Consider the following 21191-nt stretch of genomic DNA (forward strand, 5'->3'; position numbering starts at 1 on the left):
TGCTGAGTTATTTAGTTTACATTCATTTTCATCTAGAACTTATCAGTTAATACCATTATTAAGTCTGAATGAATCTCCAGATGCAATAGAGTTATTAAGGAATGCATCCCAGCTTTTATTTTGCACTGAGAGAATAACTATCATTGCGTACTCCTACAGAGAAGCAAGCTACGCGCCGCGTCTTGTAGAGAGGAGGAACTACGAACGCAAGTACGTGTCGCAGACAAGCAATCGCATGGACTAGTTCTTAGTTGGAGATTTTGCGGCGGATTGTGCTGGCAATACTAATGTTAAAAAATGATAAGTTCAGATTGAACTAAATAAAATTAATTAATACGTATCTATCTTAGGTTATAGTTTATTTGGCTTATAAAGATTGATAGTTGATGGTTTTAAACAGCATGATAACTACACTCATACTGGCCATGTTTTACAAAAAAACAAATCTATATGCATAGACGAGCGCCCTTATATTATTTGTTTTTAGGAGTATTAACGAGTTCTAGCTGTTTTATCTTCAGTGTAGCAGCCCAAGTCCCATCTAATTCGCAGCAATCCTCGACTCGGAGTGAAGCTCAAGCTGCTAGTTGGTTTGAAGCCCATCGCGCCCAGTCAGGCGCTTTACGAGCATTTGTACAGCGAATGCCGAAGGGAGGAGATATCCACAGTCATTTAAGCGGGGCTGTGTACGCAGAACACTATCTGGAGTGGGCTGCTACCGATGGATATTGTGTGAATCCAAAGGTGGGGGCTTTAGTTGAACCTAAAGCTTGCGGTCAGGACAGTAGCTATTTTCCAGCTTCAGAATTGTTAAACCGAACATCTATTTATGATTCCCTAATAAATCGTTGGTCTACTCGCAACCTCCAATTTGCTGGTAAATCAGGACACGACCAATTTTTTGAAGCTTTTAGTGGTTTTGGGACAATATCAGACTCTATGAGCCGTCGGGATGATATGGTCGCGTCAGTAGCAAATCGAGCAGCTTCGCAGCATATTAATTATCTAGAGTTAATGCTTACCGTTCAGGGCAGTGAGGTTCGACAGCTAGGGCGTGAAGTTGGTTGGAATAAAGATTTGCAAGAGATGCACCGTCAATTGCTCAAACGAGGATTAACCAAGCTAGTGACACTGGGTAGCCAGGAATTTGCACAGTTGGAGGGCGAAGTCTCGAAAACACTCGGTTGCGGCACTCCATCAGCACAGCCTGGATGTGCAGTGACGGTGCGCTATTTGCAGCAAACGACAAGAACAAAGTCGCCTGTTGAAGTGTTTGCTCAGTTAGCTTATGCCTTTGCACTAGCTTCATCAGATTCGCGGGTAGTTGGCATCAATCTTGTCGCCCCAGAAGACAACCCGATTGCACTGCGCGACTACACCCTGCAAATGCAAATGCTGCAATTTTTCAAACGTCAATATCCCGATGTTAAGGTCGCACTCCATGCAGGAGAGTTAACTTTCGGTTTGGTTCCGACTGAGGATTTACGTTTTCATATTCGGCAAGCTGTAGAAGTGGCACAGGCATCTCGCATCGGACATGGCGTGGATATTCTTTTTGAGGAGCGTCCCTTCGAGTTGATGGAGCAAATGCGGCGACTCGGCGTGTTGGTCGAAATCTGCCTGACCAGTAATGAAGTCATTTTGAATGTCCAGGGAGATGAACATCCTTTTAGGGAGTATTGGAAGGCTGGAGTACCACTGACCCTTGCTTCAGATGATGAAGGCATTTCCCGCATTGATTTGAGTCATGAATATTTGTTAGCGGCAACGAGATATGGACTGGGATATAAAGACCTCAAGCGACTGGCTCGCAATAGCTTAGAATATAGTTTCGCTCCGGGAAATAGTCTCTGGAAGTCGCCTGAGTTTAAGGCAATGGTTCCAGCTTGTGCAAGCGATACCCCTGGTGAAACCTCTGTTTCTCAAGGGTGCAGTGCTTTTTTGCAGAAGAACGATCGCGCGCGGATTCAATGGCAGCTAGAGTCGGAATTTGCTCGGTTTGAGCCATTGCAGAACTGGCTTTGAGTGATTTTCACGAAAAATGTAAAGCGACAAATTAGAAGTCAAGTTTTTCATACCTGCAAGCTTTACTGGAAACAATACCTTTGCCAAAATTTTTCTTGGTACAAATGAAGCTGAGTTTGCAATGTTAGTTAGCGATCGCTACCAATGTCAAGATTTAGAAACTGAAGTACTTAGAAGGTTGCTGCAAGTAGAGCGCGATGAACATTTAAGGCTAATTAGTGCCGAAATTCTGACTGAAAATTCTGCAATGCAAGTTCTCTCGTAACATTCAACATTTATTCTTCTGTAATTTGCACTCCAAAATGCAAATCTACCAAGGGCGATAATGCCTAATGGTACAATAACAGAAGCATGAAAGCGTGAATAAAAAACTCCTCATTTCTCCTCAAGAAGTCACGTCACTGTTAGCAGAAAAATCATCACAGACTGTGATTATCGATACGCGAAGTCAAGAAGATTATGATATTTCTCATATTTATCAAGCCATAAATATTAGAGATTTTTTCACCTATCTTTTAGAGAATTCCTCCCCAGCAGGATTAAAGGAATTGCAAGAGTATTTTGCAGAAATCATGAGCCGGGTAGGAATATCTGGTGCAGAACATTTAATTGTGTATGAAGATGCTTTAAATAAAGGTTATGGTCAATCTTGTCGAGCAGCTTTCTTACTGAAATATTTGGGTTGCGCTCAAGTATCTATTTTACATGGAGGATATAAAGCATGGCTCAAGGCAGGATTACCTACTACCGATGAAGTACCGAAGCGTGAAAGCAGCATATTTAGATTGCATCCCAATGCTGACATCATGGTGACTACCACAGAAATGTTGCAAGCAATTGAGAATCCAGCAATTATTAAATTAGATGTGCGCGATCGCAATGAATGGCTTGGGTTGAGTTCTTCTCCTTACCATCCTGATTTTTGTCCCCGCAAAGGTAGAATCCCTAACTCTGTATGGTTAGAATGGCATCATCTGATGAATTCTGAATCAGAAATCCCTACGTTCCGATCGCCAGATGAAATCCGAGAAATTTGTCAGTCAGTAGGTATTACTTCAAAGTCAATTGTGTACATTTACTGCTTTAAGGGTTCAAGGGCTGCGAATATATTAATAGCCCTTGAAGAGGCAGGAATTTCTGCTAGAAATTATTTTGGCTCTTGGAATGAATGGTCTCGTGATTTTTCGCTCCCAATTGATAGCAGAGTCATGCAATGAGGGTATAAACCTGACTTCTGAATTTTGAATTATTCTTCAATCAGACATCAACATTTATCTGTTCTATTTGTCTCGCGGCTTTATCCCAAAGCTTTGCTGATGTCTCATCTTGCCAATGAGTTCTCAGATTTTCCGCTTTTTTATGACATATTCGTTCTAACATTTCTAATATTGCGGATAATGTCAGTTGATTAATTAATGATTCTAAAATCTCCATATATTCTTTTTGCATGATATTTACCTCCTTAATGTCATTCAATATATGCCAACAAAACCCACTTGCTCTTAACCTTTGCATTAAGATTTGTTGCAAAATGGTATTAATATTCTGTTAGCTTATATATGCAGTTTAACCTATTCTGAATACTCAATTTTGAAAATTTATTTTTAATAGATGAAAAAACTGTTTAATTGAAATATTTGCTCACAACTTTCTCAAATTGTGTATCTAACTTACAGCGATTTTCAGGTAAATGAACCATAAATAGACCTCTCTCCTAAAAGGAGAGAGGCTTTGATTTTCTCCCCTTCCCTTGTAGGGAAGGGGCTGGGGGTTAGGTCTGATAATTGTGGTCTAAATACATGAAAACTGCTGTAAAAATAGGGTTGGATAAATAAAAAGTATTCGGTACTATGGATGCAAAGTGAAGCAGATGTGGCTATGTTTTGCGCAGTACAACACAAAAGTCTGATGTCTACTTCCAAACTAGAGAAACTGTCAATCTTTACTATCTAGCTTGTGCAGACATCATCTAGAAAGTTATGGATAAGTTTGCTATTTTAAAGTGAAAATCTTTTCTAAATATCTGAAAACTTGGCAAAACTTTGCGAAATGATGAAATGGACATTGGAAAAGGCAGAGGTAGAGAGGGGAAAGACCTACTGCAATTTCTCCCCTGCTCACCTCATCTCCACTATTTCCCAGTGCCTATTTACTAGAATGCGACTTTTCCGGCATGACTATATTAGTATGGCTTGCCTTGCCATTTTTGCCGTTAGTATTCCCGTTACCATTGCGGGGATGGATGACACCATAACCGCCGTGGTTACGTTCGTAAATTACATTAATCTCTCCAGTTTCAGAATTATGGAACATATAAAAGTCGTGTCCCACGAGTTGCAGTTGTTCTAGAGCTTCTGCAACAGTCATCGGCGGCATAGAAAAATATTTGGTGCGGACGACTTCGTTGGGCAATTCGGCGGTGCGATCGCCAATTAAATCTGTTACTATCGACTCTGGAATAATTACTTCTGTTGGTTGAGCATGAGTTTTGTGGTCTTGACGCCGTTCTTTATATTTCCGCAGTTGACGCGCAATTTTATCTGCAACTAAGTCAATGCTGGCATATAGGCTCTCGCTGCTTTCCTCGGCACGAATAACGCTACCATTAGCATAAATAGTTACTTCAGCCGCTTGTCTTGGATTAATTCGGGGATTCCGGGCGACGCTAAGATGCACATCTACTTCATTTGTAATGCTTTGAAAGTGACTAACTGCTTTTTCAATTTTTTGATGTACATACTCACGAATCGCATCGGTGATTTCAATATTTTTGCCGTGGATGACAAGCTTCATGTAATACTCTCCCGCTGAATATTTTAGATGTGTGAATTTGCTTTGTATGAAAAGAAATTGCGGTAAGGTTTATTACTCCCGCCAAAACAAATTGTGAACTATATTGTATCTACTGCTGTTAAGCTATCTCTCAGGTTGCTGCATCTAAGGAATTGTCAAGTATACCCTTGATTTACCTCCTCATCTCTGCGCTGATGTCTTATTGTATATCCAATTAGCACTCAAGAGTTGAGAAAATCTAATTGTAGCTCCTATGACTACCTTTTCCTTTAAAGGAATGCTTACAGAACTGTTGATATTTGCTCCTTCTGTGTTGGATTGAGGTTTGCTTGCTGTTGTTCAAGAGTACAAGGTTCTGTGGAAGTTTGATTCTGTTTGAAATGCAAACAATGATATTAAAGTCATCAGCCAGTACATTCTTCCTTATTGTCTTGGCATAATGCTTATTGCAGAGAATTCCTCCTAAAACCTATTGAGGTTAATATTCAAGCTAGCACTTTGTTTTTTCTAATGCATCTTCCCTTGACTTTCCTTTAAAATCCTTTGCAAAGCTTGACAATTTTTGATTCTCATTAGGTAACTTGAAATATATTTAGTTCTTTATACGGTTGAATTTTGGGATGATCCATAGTAACAGATCGCAAAAAAACATTTGTTTGCTGTATAATCAAGGATTAATGTCTTACTTGGAAGCTCATGGATGGCAGCGATCGCTTCTAAGCGATCGCATTCATGACCCAAGTCTAGATGACGTGTTAATTTTGCTAGAACATCCACCTGTCTACACTTTGGGACAAGGAAGCAACTCAGACTTTCTCAAATTTGATATTGACAAAGGTGAATACGATGTGCATCGAGTTGAACGAGGCGGTGAGGTTACTTACCATTGTCCCGGTCAACTCGTGGGCTATGCAATTTTAAATCTGCAACGTTATCGGAAAGACCTCCATTGGTACTTACGCCAACTCGAAGAAGTAATAATTCGCGTATTGGCAATTTATGGATTGCAAGGAGAAAGAATTCCGGCTTTTACTGGCGTTTGGTTGCAAGGGCGAAAAGTTGCGGCTATTGGTATTAAAGTCAGCCGTTGGATTACTATGCACGGCTTTGCGTTAAATGTTTGTCCAGACATGACAGGCTTTGAGCGCATTGTACCCTGTGGTATTTCTGACAAACCTGTAGGCAGTTTAGCCGAATGGATTCCAGGTATCACCTGCCAAGAAGTGCGTTTTTACATAGCACAATCTTTTGCAGAAGTTTTTGGCGTGGAATTAGTAGAATCTCAGCCTCAAGGGTTTTTCCTATCTGAGTAAATTCCGCTTGTAATATGTAATAAATACTATAGCAGTCCTATTTAAATTATGAGACACTTATGACAGTATAGTAGTCCTAAATCATTTGTGAAATATTTTTGGAGTTGGCTGTCATTGGTCATTGGTCATTGGTGATTAAAAAAAGGACAAATGACAAATGATTTAAAATTTTAAATTGGTATAACTGCGATTGTCAAAGCTATAATCCGATTATTTATAAACTTTTATACTAACTTTTTACGGCACTCAAGCACAACTTTGCGCGTGAATTACTCAAATAATCTCCAGCTATATGCCCCATCCATAACATCTCTCAGAGAACGTGATTGGACAGCTTTGATAGAACTATTTGATAGAGACGACGGTGATGAAATTGAAGCCGACATCAGCAGTAGTTTATTTTGGTTAATACCTGAACCTTGTTGGGAAGATGATCCCTTTGATTTTTTGCGCGAGTACCTTTAAAGAGTAGACCTCTTGCAAAAATATATTTTTTCAAAATAGGGAAAAGGGTAAAGGTTAAAGGGAAAGGATTTTGAGTTTCTTTACCCTTTTCCCCTTCGCCTTTACCCCGACAAATGCCAAGAAGTCTAGTGATGAGTGAGGAGTTTAAAAGAAGTTTTTAATTACGAATTACGAATTACGAATTACGAATTATTTGAAGGCGACTTAGGAAAATACGTAGGCGATCGCTTTGGGGATTGGTCAGCACTTCATAGGCTGGGCCTTGTTCTGTGACAATACCTTTGTCTAAAAATATCACTTGATGGGCTACTTCTTTTGCAAATTGCATTTCATGGGTGACAACCACCATTGTCATGCCTTCTGTGGCTAATTGTTGCATCACTTGCAGAACTTCACCGACGAGTTCGGGATCTAGGGCGCTGGTGGGTTCGTCAAATAGCATGATTTGAGGATTCATACATAAACTACGAGCGATCGCTACTCGTTGCTTTTGTCCGCCAGAAAGTTGTTCGGGATAAGCAGAGGCTTTGTCAGATAAACCAACTTTTTCTAAATATAATCTCGCTAGTTGGGCGCTTTCTTTTGGTGTTTTACCCAAGACTTTACGCGGTGCGAGTGTCATATTTTCTAAGACGCTGAGATGGGGAAACAAGTTGAACTGTTGAAAAACCATGCCTACTTGTGTTCGTAGTTGCCGCAGTTGGCTATAGTTGACAGTGGGCCGGGATAAGTTAATTCCGTTGATGATTAAACGCCCGTTGTCTATGGTTTCTAGGCGGTTGAAACAGCGTAGTAGGGTACTTTTACCACAGCCGGAGGAACCGATAACTGCAACGACTTCTCCCCGGTTGATTTCGCCGGTGATTCCTTTGAGGACTTTTAGGGAACCAAAGTTTTTTTCGATATTCTCAAAAATAATCGCAGGGATGGTATTATCCATTACTTGTGTCAAGCTGTTCTACAGTTGATTGTAATATTTTAATAAACCGCAAAGGCACAGAAGGAGAAGAAAATAATATGGCTAAAGTTGGTTTTATGCGTTGGCTGTATTTATGTGTCTTCGTAGGTTTTAGTTGTTTATTACTGATTAGCTGTGCTGTGAACTCTAGCGCGGGGAAAACTTTGCGGGTTGCTACAGAACCGGCGTTTCCACCTTTTGAGTTTCAAGGAAAAGGTGGCGAGTTGCAGGGGTTTTCCATTGATTTGATGAATGCGATTGCTTCTTCTGCTAACTTGAAAGTGAATTTTCAAAGTCTGCCTTTTGATGGCATTATCCCCGCTTTACAAGCTAAAACGGTAGATGCGGCTATTAGTTCGATTACGATTACTGAGGAGAGGGCAAAAACGGTTTCTTTTTCCCGTCCTTATTTTAAGGCTGGGTTAGCGATCGCAATTCGCGCAGATAATCAAAATATTACTGGTTTTGACAGTCTCAAAAATAAAAAAATTGCAGTACAAATTGGCACAACTGGGGCTGCAAAGGCTAAGAATATTCCTGGGGTGCAAATTCGCAGTTTTGATTCTGCACCCTTAGCTTTGCAAGAATTGCTCAACAGTAATGTAGATGCGGTAATTAATGATGCACCTGTGACTTTATATGCAATTAATACAGGCAATCTTCAGGGAATTAAAGTAGTACAGAAATTGCTGACGGAGGAGTTTTATGGAATTGCTACAGCTAAAAACTCGCCAAATTTGACATTGATAAATGATGGCTTGGATAGAGTGCTGAAAAATGGCACTTATTCGCAAATATACCAGAAATGGTTTAAAGTTGAACCACCATCACTACCAGCTAAATCACCATTTGAGAATCAAACTAACGCTGGCGCATCTAAAATATTAACTTCAATTAGGGTGATATTGCAGGCTTTTCCAAGTCTATTGCAGGGTGCATTGGTAACGTTGCAATTGACGATACTTTCGGTAGTATTTGGTTTAATTGGCGGTTGCTTAATTGGTATTGTTCGCCTTTCTCATATTGCACCTGTGCGTTGGTTGGCGAGGGCGTATGTAGATTTTTTTCGAGGAACGCCTTTGCTGGTGCAAATTTTTATGATTTACTTTGGTTTACCAGCAATTTTACAAGAACTTGGTTGGACATTTTCTTTCGATCGTCTAACTGCTGGGGTAATTGCTTTAAGTTTGAATAGCGCTGCATACATTGCCGAAGTTGTTCGTGCTGGAATTCAATCAATTGAACCAGGACAAGCAGAAGCAGCAAAATCATTAGGTTTGAGTTCTGTGCAAACTATGAGTTATGTAATTTTTCCCCAAGCTTTCCGGCGGATGATTCCACCTTTGGGCAATGAGTTTATCAGTTTATTGAAAGATACTAGCTTAGTTTCTGTGATTGGGTTTGAAGAATTACTACGTAAAGGACAGCTAATTGTTGCTGATAACTATCGCGCTTTTGAAATTTACGCAGGTGTAGCAGTGGTTTATTTGTGTTTGACGCTACTTTCTTCCCAAGCATTTAGCCGATTAGAAGCTTGGATGAATCCCATCAAGCGCTAAGAGACTTTCAAAAATAATTTCTCAAAATCCAGACAATGATAATCAATATGCTTGGAAAGCTAATTTTTTGGGATAGGTAGCAGTTGGGGGTTAAAATCCTTAAGAGAAAATCAAACTTAATAAAATGTGTTCTAATATACCTTTTTTTCAGGTAATTCTAATCCATTGTTTAATTTAACTTAATACTTTGCTACAAATCCAATAAAAAAGTTATGTAACATCAATCAGATAACAGTATTGTTATCATGGACTTGTAATCATTAAGAAATGTAAATAGTAACTATAACCGTAAGTCAATTTAACTTAATGATTTTGTGCTTGCTATTTCAGGGCTGAGTATGTCAGTACAATTTTGTTACAATTAAAACTCAGTAAATAGGTTTGAACTATTCAATGCAAGTCTAGTTTCGGCTGCATTGTAACAGTTCACCTTGGCAGCCAAAAATTAAAAACTTTTCATTAGAGGAGAAGCAAATGAGAAATTTGAAAGCAATCATAGACAAATCCTCATTGACTAGTGAAGTACCGGCATCATTTGTGGTGTTTCTTGTCGCCCTTCCTCTTTGCATGGGTATTGCGATCGCTTCGGGACTTCCGCCATCTCGCGGCATAGTTACAGGAATAGTAGGCGGAATTATTGTTGGTGCGGTTTCCGGTTCTCCACTGCTAGTTAGTGGCCCGGCTGCTGGACTGGCGGTGGTTGTTGCAGAAGTAGTTCAACAATATGGCATTGAAATGGTTGGGCCAATTCTGCTGCTAGCGGGTTTAATCCAATTACTCGCTGGTATATTTAAACTTGGTCAGTTGTTTCGCGCCATGTCACCGGCTGTCATCTATGGAATGCTTGCAGGTATTGGGATATTAATCTTCGCTTCCCAATTTCATGTGATGTTAGACGACCAACCGCGTATACACGGCATTGAGAATTTAATTTCGATTCCCAACACGATTTACAAAGCTTTCTTTTCTATTGATGGTAGCGTTCATCACCTTGCAGCACTCATAGGTGTAACAACTATTATCAGTCTTCTGCTGTGGGAAAAATTTAAACCCAATAGTTTAAAGTTGATACCTGGCGCGCTTGTCGGCGTTGTCATTGCCACTTTCATAGCTACAGTGTATAGATTCCCGATTCAGTATGTTGATGTACCTGGAAATCTGGCACAAGCAATTCAATTACCAACATTTGCCAGCTTACCACGCTTAATTCAGGCACCAGTTTTGCTAGATGCGATCGCGATCGCATTTATTGCTAGTACAGAAAGTTTGCTTTCAGCCGTAGCAGTAGATCGATTGCATACCGGGACAAGAACCGATTTCGATCGCGAATTAACAGCCCAGGGAATTGGCAACGTTATATGTGGGTTCTTGGGTGCTTTGCCGATGACAGGAGTGATAGCCCGCAGTTCTGTAAACGTAGAAGCTGGTGCTAAAACTAGATTATCAACAATGCTTCACGGTTTATGGCTGTTAATTTTAGTAATTGCAGCCCCAACCTTGCTCAAAATAATTCCCATTTCTAGTTTGGCAGCAATTCTAGTTGTTACTGGTTACAAACTAATCGAAGTAGAACATATTCGCCAGTTAAAAAAGTATGGACGTTTTCCCCTGGTGATATTTTTTGCCACTTTAATAGGGATTGTTGTTACTGACCTAATCACAGGTGTTTTAATTGGTATTCTGTTGACAGGGATGTTATTAATTCACAAAATGTCGGTGCTGAATATCCAAGTTGTTAAACACGAAGATAATCAGCGAATAGACATTTATTTACAAGGTGCAGCAACATTTGTGAGGCTACCAAAATTAGCGAACATTTTAGAACTTGTGCCTCCAGGAAGTGAATTGCATGTTTATATGCAAGACTTGGCTTATATAGATCACTCTTGTCTAGACTTACTATCGGTGTGGGGAAAACAACAGGAAAAAATGGGAAGCACTTTAACTATGCAATGGGATCGTCTGATAGATCGTAATCGCAAACCATTTACTCTGTAGTAGTCAAGCTAGATTGAATTTGCTTCACGGTAGGGTATCACACCTGTGCTACCCTACCAATTGTTTGTATTCTATGTAATCAGCCAGGGGTTAAAATAGGTTTTATATAGGGAATTTGGATTGAGTTGCACCTGAATTAACCAAAAATATATGACAATTCTCAACGCTCGTAATTTATCTTTAGAAGAAGTTCAGCGTCTGTTTGGCTTTCAAGAACAGTACAGTGACTCATTTTCTAACTACTTATCTTTGGAACCTCTCCTCGAAGTTGAACAACAAGAACTTCTGCAAATTAGAAATGACTTTCGACGCTACCTGACAGCCGGTAAAGTTTCTGAAGGTCAGGTAAAGTTTCTTGCAGTTGCGCCTTTACTAAGATTAGCTGGTTTTTATCGCTATCCGATCGAGATTGTTTTGGAAGAGAATATTGCTGATATTGAAGTTGAAGATGAAGATATAAAAATTAAAGGAAGGTTTGATATCTTAGCTGTTAATAAAGCTAAAACTACAAAACCTCAAACATATTTTTGGGTACTGTTGATTGAATCTAAAAATTGTCAAGTTGATATATCAACAGGTTTGTCTCAGCTACTTAGTTATGCTTATAAAAATTTAGATAATCAAAAATCAGTTTGGGGATTAACGACTAATGGTAGAAGTTATCAGTTTGTCTATCTCGAACAAGGAAATCCCCCTATTTATTATCTGTTGCCAGAATTAAATTTAATGGAAAGAGAGCGTTCAAGTCAGTTGCTACAAGTTTTAAAAGCAATTTGTCAACTTTAAAAGCATTGATGATTAAAACAACATATAAGCCAAGGTAAAAATTAAGGTAAAATTTATGATTCAAGCCATACCCAAACTAGTAAGCTTTGAAGATTTTGCAGCTTGGCGTCCTGAAGGCGGAAGATACGAATTACATAATGGTGCGATTGTTGAAATGCCTCAACCAACTGGCGAACATGAAGATGTTGTTGGTTTTATCGCTAGAAAACTAACGGTAGAATTTGACAGATTAAATTTACCTTATATAATTCCCAAAACTGTGCTGATAAAACCTGTGAATTCGGTTTCTGCTTATTCCCCAGATGTGTTGATATTAAATCGTCTTAATTTAGTAAATGAGCCGCTATGGAAAAAAGAATCAACTGTATCATATCCGGTATCAATTCCTTTGGTAGTTGAGGTAGTTAGTACTAATTGGGATGATGACTACTACACAAAACAAGGTAAGTATGAAGGTATTGGAATTCCTGAATACTGGGTTGTAGATTATCTCGGTTTAGGCGCTAAAAAGTTCACTGGCAACCCCAAACAGCCTACTATGTCTATTTATCAATTAATCGATGGTGAATACCAAGTTACTCAATTTAGAGGTACAGATCGCATCGTCTCGCCTACTTTCCCAGAATTGAATTTAACCGCCGAACAGATTTTTCAAGCTGGAACTTTCCCAAGTAGTTAAAATTACCGAGAGAGCTTTTTATAAGTTATCTAATTACGAATTACGAATTACGAATTACGAATTAGTATGAGACTAGCTTGGGATGAATGGCAAGCAAGGGATAAATCACGCTTTAAGCAAAGTATAGTGTTTTTAGCTGATTTGCTTGAGAACTAACGCCCTAAGTGCGATCGCAATACACTTGACCAAAGCTACGATCGGGATTAATCTCAATCACCATATCAACCACTGTCGCATCTCTTAACAACGGCGTGATGAATAATTCCGGGTGCAGCGATCGCCAAAAATAATTGACAAATTGCTCTATCTGTGCATCGCTCATACCCGATTTACCCGCAGCAATCATTTGTTGTTCTGCCTGTTTGCGCCACTCCAAAGAACACCGATAATCGATGGGATACAGCACAATTAAACTGTCCAATCGCTCCCATAGTGGTAAATAATCGTGGAGGCGAAGATTCATCTCACGGGCAAATGCTTTATCTTCATCTGTGACAATTGGCGGCGGCGCAGTATCAAATAAATCAGGATTGATTGGTTGCACACCCACAAACCAACCTTCAAATAGTACAATATCTACATCCGCCACCATTTCTGGATTAGTGCGATCGCCAGCACCTCCAAAAGCAGATTTATCAAAGCGGGGAAGCATCACCGGGCTTTGCAACTCACGGATTTGATCTAGTACATTTAAGCCTAAGTCTATATCGTGAGTTCCTGGTGGGCCGCGCCAAATTAAGCGGGGATCTTGCTGTGTCAAAAGCAAGCGATCGCTGTAAGTTTTATACAAGTCATCCAAAGATAAACTCACAGTCCTGTATCCCAAATGATCGAGAATCAAAATGAGAATTTTGGACATTGTGGTTTTACCAGTGCCTTGTCCTCCCAATATTCCTTGAATCAGGGAGTGTCCCAACTGTTGGCGCTGCGATGCTAGTTTTATCCCCAAAGGTAGCCACAAGTCCCACAATATCTGTAACATTTCCTGGGGTTGTACTTGGAGAGTCGCTTGACAGAATTCGCTAAAAGCTGGAAAGACAGATTTTAGTAAATGCGATCGCCTTTCGATCATTTCATCAACATTTTCCGGCGCGATCCCAAAAGCTTTAGCCCTTAACCGATCTGCCAGTGCTGCTTCTCTTGCTTCCTGCTTCCAAGTTTCCCCCAGCCCATTGGTTGCCAAAACACTCAGCCACAAATTCATAAATTCTCCATCTGACTACGATCCCAGCTTAAAAGCTTCGAGAAACAGGCTGTAGATGAAACCAACTTTCAGGAGATTTAGTGAGTCTATCAAGAGCGATCGCCGATCCAAAAAGCTGCGACTATAAAATATTCTGCTGGTAATTTCCGTTAACAGTACTAAAAAACCAGCTGCTACAATGTCTAACTCTGCCCGTTGTCCAGCTGTAGTGGAAACTGCGTTTCCCAGAAAAAAACCGAACAAAAAACTGATTATCAGCAACGATAGTCGTCGCCAAGGATTTAAAAACCATTGCCCAAAACGTGTAGCAATGCCATCGAACAAGTTATTGAGACGAGTGTTTTGCATCAAAGGGACTTTTGGGAAAAGTCAAGATATCTTTAAATATATCTATATTAATGTAAGAAGGATATTGGTTTTAGCATCAGCTTGTTTGTTACTATTGTAGATATCTACTGGAATTGCAGTGTTTATTCAAATTTGACTATTCTATCATCTTCTTCAGAAGTACAGTTTCTTAGAGGATGTTTGGAAACAATAAATATTTAGTTTGCTCCTCACGAGCAAGCCTGAAAAAATGGGAAAATGATTCAAAATTCCCCTTTTTTAAGGAAGCTAGTTCGTTAAGCGCATTTGCTGAGTTTTATTCATGTATGAAAGTAAGCTCCTCGTAGGGTCTCCCAACAGGAGAATAAACTTGCGTAGATTTAGAAAGGAGGATCTTTAAGCACTGACGTTTAGCAAAGGACGCCTTGTTGAGGCTGCTAACGGTTTCAGGAAACTTTTATTTTTTTTATAGAAATGAATTGGCTTAATAGGTATAAAATTATCTTGTTTTTATCCATACTTACGGTCAAAAACCAAAGTAATGGATGTCTGGATCTCTTGTTTTTCAAACATCAAAGAGATTATATCCTTCAAATATTTTCTAATCAAAATGATATTTATCATACATTCCTCTTCCTAATTTGAGGAAAGTCTATATTCGGCTATTTTGTGTGATTGCCTTTTGGGATAATAGGCTACTATTTGGTCAAGCCTAGACAAAATATTTATTTCTAAATAACTATCAATATGAAATCTTCAGTGTATCGTAACGTCGGTATTACAGCTTTGTGCTTGGGACTGCTTGTTGCTCTGGTGGGATGCTTTGGACTAAGCGTATCCTTTGAGTCCACCAACCCAGATACAAACCCAGATACATCTTCACAACTGCCAACAGAAACTCAAGAGTGGCATACAACTTCGGTTGTACCTGAAAAAAGTCTTTCCACTAGCTTATCTACTCCAGTACCTACCCCAACCAATCGAGTAGAACATAGCAATAAAGAGAATACTTACCCTGTCTTGGCAAAGCGTGATAAATCAACAAGCATTGTCAAGGATCGAGGTACTTTGCGAATGAGCAATCGAACAAATCAGCCTGTGCGGCTGGTTCTACTGGCACGAGAGTCAGTAGCAAAAGGAGCTAGTAAAAAACAAACTCACTACGATGTACCGGCACATTGGGATTTTGCTCCCGAAGAAGGTAGTGAGAAGGGACTGGTTCTATCCCTACCTCAGAATAATTTAAAGCTGGAAAAGGGAGATGTTTTAGTTGCTTTTGCACAAGATGGTTCCCGTCGTTACTGGGGCCCTTATATTATTGGCGAAACTCAATTACCTAAGTGGAATTCCCAAAATAGAGAATGGCAACTTGTGCTGAGTCAATAGACTTATTGCAGAAGTGCTTTTTGCACTCTTGGGGGAAAAGGTTTTGGTTAAAGGGGAAGGGGATAATACAGAACCTTTTCCCCTTACCCTTTTCCCACAATGCCAAGAAGTCTAATAAATATGCTCAAACCTTTATTTTTACATCCTTACCCTACAGTTGGTAAAGTGTTAAGTAATGGATAGAGGAAAATTGTTGAATTAAAAACTCCGAAGAACAAAAGATAGATAACCAACGACTATTGATTAGTGATTGTTGACTATTGACTAAATGAGAATGAAATTGAGTGTTAAGCACACTGTTGATCGGTGGTTCAACAAAATAGCAAAAAATCCAGCCTTGAGTCTAACTGTGTCGATTTTGTGGTTGATAGTGGTTGGTTGGGTGGCTTTTGGGTGGAATTTGGGCAATACTGGCTTAATTGATGAGACAGAGCCGCTCTTTGCCGAAGCTTCCCGCCAGATGTACGTTACAGGTGATTGGATTACGCCATTTTTCAATGGTGACACTCGTTTCGATAAACCTGCTTTAATTTACTGGTGTCAGGCGATCGCATATCATCTGATTGGCGTGAATGAATGGGCAGTACGCCTTCCTTCTGCGATCGCCGCATTCGGCTTAGTTTGTTTAGCTTTTTACACCATCCAGTGGTATCTGGCTAAACAAGACGAATTAGAGCAAGTTTCACGTCCTACTCGTCGCTACTTAACATCTTTTATAGCAGCAGCGTTGATGGCACTCAATCCCGAAACTATTATTTGGGCGAGAACGGGTGTCTCTGATATGCTGCTCACCGGATGTATGGCATCGGCTTTGTTATGTTTTTTTCTAGGGTACGCAGGGAAGGAAGGGACTGGGGACTGGGGACTGGGGACTAGGAAACTGGGAACAGAGGGCAGTGGACTGAGGAGTGAAGAGAAATTTTCCCAATCCCCAATCCCTAATCCCCAATCCCTATTCCCTAATAAGTGGTACTTAGCTTTTTATGTGCTGATTGCAGGCGCAATTTTGACCAAAGGGCCAGTAGGAATTGTTTTGCCGGGGCTAATTGTTGCTGCCTTTTTACTTTACGTGGGTAAAATGCGAGAGGTGTTGCGGGAAATGCACCTTTTTGTAGGTATACTGATAATTCTCGGTTTGTCAGTGCCCTGGTATGCTTTAGTAATTTGGCGCAATGGTTGGAATTACATTAACTCCTTTTTTGGTTATCACAACCTGGAACGCTTTACAGAAGTAGTTAATGGTCACTCAGCACCTTGGTATTTTTACTTTTTAGTCGTGCTGTTGGGTTTTGCACCCTACTCAGTGTATTTACCAGCTTCTATAATCAAACTAAAATTTTGGCAGCGATCGCATTGGCGATCCCTTGAACGTTTTCAGCAATTTGGTTTATTTGCCTGGTTCTGGTTTGCTAGCATCTTTGCCTTTTTTTGCATTGCCGTCACTAAACTCCCTAGCTACGTATTACCTTTAATGCCAGCAGCAGCAATCCTGGTAGCCCTGCTGTGGAGCGACCTTTTTTCAGATACAGAGACACGGCAAACAATTCCTTCCCCCTCTCCCACTTTGCCCATCTCCGCGTCTTTGCTGCGAATAAGTGGTTGGGTGAATGTAGTATTTTTATCAATTCTGGCAACAGCACTGCTCAACATCACCCAGATATTAGGTACCGATCCAGCTATAAGTAACTTCCACGAACTAATTCAAAAATCTGGTTTACCAGTAATCGCGGGTATAATTTGGCTAGTTTCTGCTGTTTTGGTCGCGGGTTTATTATTGAGTCGCCGCTGGAACTACATTATCAGTATTAATTTAATCGCGTTTGTGGCGTTTGTAATTTTTGTCTTAACGCCTGCTTCGTTTTTTATCGATCGAGAACGTCAATTACCCTTAAGGGAATTGTCTGCGGTAATTTTAGAAGCAAAACAACCAAACGAAGAATTGATCATGCTTGGCTTCAAAAAGCCTAGTGTGGTATTTTACAGCCACATCCACGTAAATTATTTAAAATTTCCCCAAGAGGCTGTAGAGCATATTAAAAACCAGGCTGCTAAAGGACTAAAACCTTCTTCAGTGCTACTGTTAGCCGAACAGAAAAAGTTTTTACAAATGGACTTACAGCCAGATGATTACAAGAATTTATCAACCAAGGGTGCTTATAACTTGGTTCGAGTTCCTTTTAAGAAAATGAAGAATCAAAAAATAGATATATCATAATTAGTCATTAGTCATTAGTCCTTAGTTATTGGTTATTCACAAAGGACGAAGGACAAATGACTAATGACAAAAAACCAACGATCAATAACCCCATTAACATTTGCTATTGTAACCATTGACAGCTAAAGCTTGATTGATTTGGCTTAATAGGTCTTCCATTGATATCGATCGCGGTAATATTTGGGTAGCGATCGCACCAACAACAGTTTCTATCGATTCCACACTATTTTTCTTCTGCTTGTCAATTTGCTTATAAGCTACCCCATCCTGGAAACTGGTTTGTGAGCGATTTAATCGCTGATTTAGTACCAAAATTGGTGGCAACTTTAAAGGCGAATCTCCTAATGTTTTCAGTGCTTTGAGCACATCTTTGTGGATAGAGGTTTCTCCTAAACAAATTAGCAATAAGTCAACGCTTTCGTGGCGAATCTGTTGCAATACTTCTGCCCAACAAGGACTCATTGCGGCTTTGAAGCCTGCTGTTTGCAGGTATTGAATTAAAGCTTGGAACCATTCAGATCCCCGTTCAGCAGTTTCACTACTAATTGAGCAATTTTTTTCTGTCCGATAACCCTTAGCTGGCTTACGTCTTATCTGGGGGAAATCCCGCAGCATTGTTAAATCCACTACTAAGATGTTGGGAGGGCAGCAAATACCAGAAGCAATTTCTAGTACTGATAGTAAAGCATCTGTTTTCTCGGTGCGACTGCTGTTGTCTTTCGCAAATGGTGTTAAGTAAGGAAATACAGATAGCCCTGGTATTTTAGAAGCGATTAAAGTAGTTGCGACATCGCAAGTAACCAGTGGTATCGCTGCTAAACGTGGATGTCCAATTAGTTGTTGCAAATAAATTTGCGCAGTGGTACTTTCGACATCTAACAAAATCACATCAAACTGCCATACCCGCGCCAAAAGTTCTGCCTGATCTAGATCATCTACTTCAATCACTCGGTGTTCTCGAAGTGAGGGGTGGGGATTGACCGATTCTAACTGGGGATTCACCAACCTGAGAATTCGCAGTGGGGTTTTAGTTGGGATAATTGCACTATTATTTGACCCTATCTGCGGCATTACTTGTGCAGTACATAATTTTTCGAGAACCGGTGCTAAGACCTGATGCTCTACTGGCAAACTTAAGAAACCATCGGCTCGGTTAGCAAATGCTTGCTCTTTTTCGGCTCCCGTCGCGGTCACAATTACAGATATATGACGGGTTGCAGCGTCAGATTTTAGTAAAGTCAGTACATCCCAACCTGATAGCAGGGGTAGCAACGGATTTAAAAATATCGCTATTGGTTGCAAGCGCCGCGCTTTTTCGACTGCTTCTGTCCCCGATCGCGCAATCACTACGCGATATCCTAAACCTTTGAGTTGTTCGGTCAAGTCTTCAATATATCGAGCTACTGCTTCGACTACCAAGACCAACCGTTGCGAACTCGCAAGATGATGCTGTATGGGCGTACTAACTTGTTGACGAGCGGTTGCGGAGTTTTCCCGTGTCGGTTGATATCGTGTCTCCTCGTCTTCTCTGATTCCCATATCTGGTTCCGAAAAGCCTGTTTTCGGGGGACTGGGCGGCAGAAGTAGGGTAAACTGGCTACCTTTACCTTCACGCGATAAGAAACTGACATCTCCTCCGTGGAGGCGAGCCAAGGCGCGAGTTAATACTAGCCCCAAACCAGTGCCTTCAAATTGGCGGGTGAGGGGATTTTCTAGTTGTTGGAATTTTTGAAAGATTAAGTGTTGCTGGTGTTCGGGAATACCAATCCCTGTATCCCAAACTGTAAAGGCAATCCATCCTTCCCAACGACTTACCCGCAGCCCAATTTCGCCAGATATTTCGGTGAATTTAAAAGCGTTGGAAAGTAGGTGTACTAGCATCTGGCGCAAGCGCAATTCGTCTGCCACCATCTGATCCAAACCTAGTTCAATGGAAAGACAGAATTGAGGAGCAGATGAACGGGCATTTACAGGTGGCGGGGCAGATGTCGCTTTGGTGGTTTGAGTGTGGATAGCTTTGGCTTCCGATAGGGCGCGATCGCACACAGCCTGAATTTTCACCGGAGTCAGCGTCAAATCCATTTGTCCCGTCTCCATCCGGGTCAAATCTAAAATGTCATTCACCACACTCATCAGGTGGCGTCCGCTTTGATGAATCAGTCCGGCATAACGGGCTTGACGCTCGTTAAGTTCTCCTAACTGCTGATCCACTAGCAAGCGCGATAATCCCAAAACGGCAGTTAGGGGAGTTTTGAGTTCATGACTAATACAAGCTAAAAACTCGTCTTTTAACCGATTTAGTTGAATTAAATCGGCATTCTTCGCTGCTAGTTCTTTACAAAGTTGCTGCTGTTCAGTGACATCAGTAGCTAAAACCAACCACAAATCAGTGCTGAGTGCAATTTCCTTTTCAGCACTCATAACTTTAAATTCAGGATTATCTAAGGGAATTTTGGCAAACTGCCAGATTCGCTCTTGACCATTTTGCATTTCGACAACGCAGGTACAAGTACCCACTTGACTATCTAAATAGCATCGGCTGTATGCAGCATCACCTGATGCTTCTTGCTGAATTAGTTCTTCTTCATCAGTATGCTCATTCTCCCTACCATTGGGATGAACCTTGATTGCTGGTTGGGTGGCATATTCTGCTATTTCGGAGCGTTTAGGGGCAAGTATTGCCTCCACCTGTTGCCTAACCCCTTCTGGATCTTTTAAGGTTCCTAATTGCTGCCACCAGGCGGGATTTCGCGCTACCACCTCGCCAGTACCGGTTTGCAACATCAAAGGCCAAGGCAGTCTTTCTAGCAAGTGTACTAATGGCTGATGTCCTAATGACTTGGGTTCGTTTGGCCGACCATCATATTCATGGCGATGTTCGCTAGACTTTTGTAAGCCAGCCATACGTTCCTGAGCTAGCGATCGCAACAGGCGCGAACTATCCAATAGCCCCAAATATCGACCCTCGGAGTCAATCAGCGCCCAATCTAAGTTTTGGGCTTTTTCGACTTGTGAATCGCACCAGCGCAAGCTTAATCGCTCTACACGCTCCGAAGCTGATATTGTCTGTATTGGCTCAATTAGACCTTGACCCCAGGTAGAGAGCGATTGGTGTAAATTTAAATTTTTATCGTCACTTTGTGCTAATAATTTTGGGATTAAACGGGCAGAATACAGCAATCCGATGGGGCATTGCTGTTGATTCACTACTACCAAGCGATCGCACTGCTCTTGCTCAAAAATCTCCAACACCACTGCCAGAGAACTTGTTTGGGGGCAGCTAGGTACGGTTGCCTGAAAGTTATAAAGCGGGTAATCTAGCATTAACATAGGGATTTGGGGGTCATTCTTCCTGTGGAACCCTCCGGCATTTCCATCTGCCAGTTGATGGTCTTTTCGCCTGAAGTCATATCCTCTAAGAAGACTCATATAAGCAACTCTGGTTATTTCAACGCCATTAAAACAACGGGATTTCCCCTAACG

The 21191-nt window shown here is 40.7% G+C and carries 17 protein-coding genes; 11 read left to right on the plus strand and 6 right to left on the minus strand.

Translation table 11 applies throughout. The annotated features are described in order from the left end of the window. Positions 1 to 450 precede the first annotated feature (450 nt). From RMZ95_RS02245 to RMZ95_RS02255, 3 genes are all read left to right on the plus strand, one after another. Positions 451 to 2025 (plus strand): adenosine deaminase, encoded by a 1575-nt coding sequence (locus tag RMZ95_RS02245; protein ID WP_322683400.1) that lies wholly within the window; start codon positions 451 to 453, stop codon positions 2023 to 2025. A gap of 121 nt (positions 2026 to 2146) precedes the next feature. After that, on the plus strand, positions 2147 to 2290 hold the full coding sequence (locus tag RMZ95_RS02250) for a hypothetical protein (RefSeq protein WP_322683401.1): 144 nt from the start codon (positions 2147 to 2149) through the stop codon (positions 2288 to 2290). Positions 2291 to 2384: 94 nt separating this feature from the next. Then, positions 2385 to 3242: a sulfurtransferase gene (locus RMZ95_RS02255; protein WP_322683402.1), complete on the plus strand. Its 858-nt coding sequence runs from the start codon at positions 2385 to 2387 to the stop codon at positions 3240 to 3242. 40 nt (positions 3243 to 3282) lie between these two features. Here RMZ95_RS02255 and RMZ95_RS02260 read toward each other — a convergent pair whose 3' ends face one another. Beyond that, the gene (locus RMZ95_RS02260) at positions 3283 to 3474 is read right to left on the minus strand and encodes a hypothetical protein (protein WP_292860261.1); all 192 of its coding nucleotides are present in this window, start codon (positions 3472 to 3474) and stop codon (positions 3283 to 3285) included. Between the two features lie 696 nt (positions 3475 to 4170). Continuing rightward, the gene (gene hpf, locus RMZ95_RS02265) at positions 4171 to 4818 is read right to left on the minus strand and encodes a ribosome hibernation-promoting factor, HPF/YfiA family (protein ID WP_322683403.1); all 648 of its coding nucleotides are present in this window, start codon (positions 4816 to 4818) and stop codon (positions 4171 to 4173) included. Positions 4819 to 5438: 620 nt separating this feature from the next. Here hpf and lipB point away from each other — a divergent pair. Together lipB and RMZ95_RS02275 are read left to right on the plus strand one after the other, a co-directional pair. Continuing rightward, on the plus strand, positions 5439 to 6131 hold the full coding sequence (lipB, locus tag RMZ95_RS02270; protein ID WP_322683404.1) for a lipoyl(octanoyl) transferase LipB: 693 nt from the start codon (positions 5439 to 5441) through the stop codon (positions 6129 to 6131). A 264-nt stretch (positions 6132 to 6395) separates the two neighbouring features. After that, complete coding sequence (locus RMZ95_RS02275) at positions 6396 to 6596, plus strand: hypothetical protein (protein WP_322683405.1); 201 nt, start codon at positions 6396 to 6398, stop codon at positions 6594 to 6596. Positions 6597 to 6771: 175 nt separating this feature from the next. On the opposite strand, the gene RMZ95_RS02280 is transcribed toward RMZ95_RS02275, so the two are convergent. Continuing rightward, positions 6772 to 7536 (minus strand): amino acid ABC transporter ATP-binding protein, encoded by a 765-nt coding sequence (locus RMZ95_RS02280; protein ID WP_322670806.1) that lies wholly within the window; start codon positions 7534 to 7536, stop codon positions 6772 to 6774. A gap of 77 nt (positions 7537 to 7613) precedes the next feature. Here RMZ95_RS02280 and RMZ95_RS02285 point away from each other — a divergent pair, with 77 nt between their 5' ends. The 4 genes from RMZ95_RS02285 to RMZ95_RS02300 all read left to right on the plus strand — a co-directional run bounded on the left by RMZ95_RS02285 (position 7614) and on the right by RMZ95_RS02300 (position 12576). Further along, positions 7614 to 9113 (plus strand): ABC transporter permease subunit, encoded by a 1500-nt coding sequence (locus RMZ95_RS02285; protein WP_322683406.1) that lies wholly within the window; start codon positions 7614 to 7616, stop codon positions 9111 to 9113. 474 nt (positions 9114 to 9587) lie between these two features. After that, positions 9588 to 11111, plus strand: a complete 1524-nt coding sequence (locus tag RMZ95_RS02290; RefSeq protein ID WP_322683407.1) for a SulP family inorganic anion transporter — start codon at positions 9588 to 9590, stop codon at positions 11109 to 11111. Between the two features lie 150 nt (positions 11112 to 11261). After that, positions 11262 to 11897, plus strand: coding sequence for a restriction endonuclease subunit R (locus tag RMZ95_RS02295; protein WP_322683408.1), 636 nt, complete (start codon positions 11262 to 11264; stop codon positions 11895 to 11897). Positions 11898 to 11952: 55 nt separating this feature from the next. Continuing rightward, the gene (locus RMZ95_RS02300) at positions 11953 to 12576 is read left to right on the plus strand and encodes a Uma2 family endonuclease (protein WP_322683409.1); all 624 of its coding nucleotides are present in this window, start codon (positions 11953 to 11955) and stop codon (positions 12574 to 12576) included. Between the two features lie 160 nt (positions 12577 to 12736). Here RMZ95_RS02300 and RMZ95_RS02305 read toward each other — a convergent pair whose 3' ends face one another. After that, complete coding sequence (locus RMZ95_RS02305) at positions 12737 to 13780, minus strand: glycerate kinase (RefSeq protein ID WP_322683410.1); 1044 nt, start codon at positions 13778 to 13780, stop codon at positions 12737 to 12739. 15 nt (positions 13781 to 13795) lie between these two features. Beyond that, positions 13796 to 14128, minus strand: a complete 333-nt coding sequence (locus tag RMZ95_RS02310; protein WP_322670812.1) for a DUF565 domain-containing protein — start codon at positions 14126 to 14128, stop codon at positions 13796 to 13798. 726 nt (positions 14129 to 14854) lie between these two features. Here RMZ95_RS02310 and RMZ95_RS02315 point away from each other — a divergent pair. After that, positions 14855 to 15493 carry a hypothetical protein gene (locus RMZ95_RS02315; RefSeq protein ID WP_322683411.1) on the plus strand — a complete coding sequence of 213 codons (639 nt, stop codon included), beginning with the start codon at positions 14855 to 14857 and terminating at the stop codon, positions 15491 to 15493. A 268-nt stretch (positions 15494 to 15761) separates the two neighbouring features. Beyond that, the gene (locus tag RMZ95_RS02320; protein WP_322683412.1) at positions 15762 to 17708 is read left to right on the plus strand and encodes a glycosyltransferase family 39 protein; all 1947 of its coding nucleotides are present in this window, start codon (positions 15762 to 15764) and stop codon (positions 17706 to 17708) included. 93 nt (positions 17709 to 17801) lie between these two features. Here RMZ95_RS02320 and RMZ95_RS02325 read toward each other — a convergent pair whose 3' ends face one another. Further along, positions 17802 to 21137 carry an ATP-binding protein gene (locus tag RMZ95_RS02325; protein ID WP_409882131.1) on the minus strand — a complete coding sequence of 1112 codons (3336 nt, stop codon included), beginning with the start codon at positions 21135 to 21137 and terminating at the stop codon, positions 17802 to 17804. Between the last annotated feature and the right edge of the window lie 54 nt (positions 21138 to 21191).

The sequence above is a fragment of the Nostoc sp. DedQUE07 genome (assembly GCF_034530975.2).
Lineage (GTDB): Bacteria > Cyanobacteriota > Cyanobacteriia > Cyanobacteriales > Nostocaceae > Nostoc.